Annotated in this window: 1 pseudogene; it reads left to right on the forward strand. The window is 64.6% G+C overall.

The window, feature by feature from the left end:
* Window positions 1–55 precede the first annotated feature (55 nt).
* Window positions 56–1,258, forward strand: a pseudogene (locus tag ACX80M_RS21020) (ISAzo13 family transposase); the annotation flags it as partial.
* Window positions 1,259–1,287: the final 29 nt, after the last annotated feature.

Below are 1,287 nucleotides of genomic sequence, written 5' to 3' on the forward strand. Positions count from 1 at the left end.
AGGACGCGTCAGTAAATAAGCCAGCGTTTCGTCGTTTTGGCTCTATGGTGGTGCTATGGCCATTGGTGCAGAGGTTGAGACGGCTTTGCAGGGAAAGTTCGATTCGTTGTTGCCGCATCTGGATGAGCGTCAGCGCCGCCTGGCTATGGGCGCTGAAGCGCGGGTGCTCGGGCACGGCGGGATCAAGCTGGTTGCCCGCGCGGCTGGGGCCAGCCCGTCGACTGTGGCCCGGGGGGTGGAGGAGTTGGAGGCCGGCGAGGCCCCAGCGACACGCGTGCGGCAGCCCGGCGGGGGACGGAAACCGCGCACCGTCACGGATCCCGGGCTGACCGGCGCACTCTTGGCGCTGGTCGAGCCGGACGAGCGTGGGGACCCGATCTCGCCGTTGCGGTGGACGACGAAATCTTTGCGTACTCTCGCCCGGGAACTGACCGGGACCGGCCACCCTGTGTCGGCGTGGACGGTGGCGAACCTGCTGCACGAGCAGGGGTTCAGCCTGCAAGCCAACACGAAACAGGTCGAGGGTGCCGCCCACGAGGACCGGGACGCCCAGTTCAAATACTTGAACGTGCAAACCACCGAGCACATCAAGGCCGGGGACCCGGTGATCAGCGTGGACACGAAGAAGAAGGAACTCGTCGGCCTGTTCAAGAATGACGGCGCGCAGTGGCGGCCGGCTGGAGACCCGGTACGGGTGAACGTGCACGACTTCCCCGACCCGCAGTTGGGCAAGGCCAACCCGTACGGGGTTTACGACGTCGCCGCCAATGACGGTTGGGTATCGGTTGGTACCGACCACGACACCGCAGCGTTCGCCGTGGAGAGCATCCGCCGCTGGTTCTCCCAGATCGGCCACGGCGCCTACCCCGGCACGAAGAAGCTGCTGATCTGCGCCGACGGCGGCGGCTCCAACGGCTACCGGCTCCGTGCGTGGAAGACGCAGCTCGCAGCCCTGGCCGCTGAAACCGGCCTGGAAATCACCGTCTGCCACCTGCCGCCGGGCACCAGCAAGTGGAACAAGATAGAGCACCGGCTCTTCTCCCACATCTCGATGAACTGGCGCGGCAGGCCCCTGACCAGCCACCAGGTCATCATCGATCTCATCGGCGCCACCACCACTCGCGGCGGCCTGAAAGTCCACGCCGAACTTGACGACAACATCTATCCGACCGGGATCAGAATCAGCGACACCGAAATGGCGGCCCTTCCCATCACCCGCCATCAATGGCACGGCGAATGGAACTACACTCTCAAACCCGACAAATCACAATAGCCGCGTGTTGAATA

The organism is Pseudarthrobacter sp. MDT1-22, from assembly GCF_054511035.1.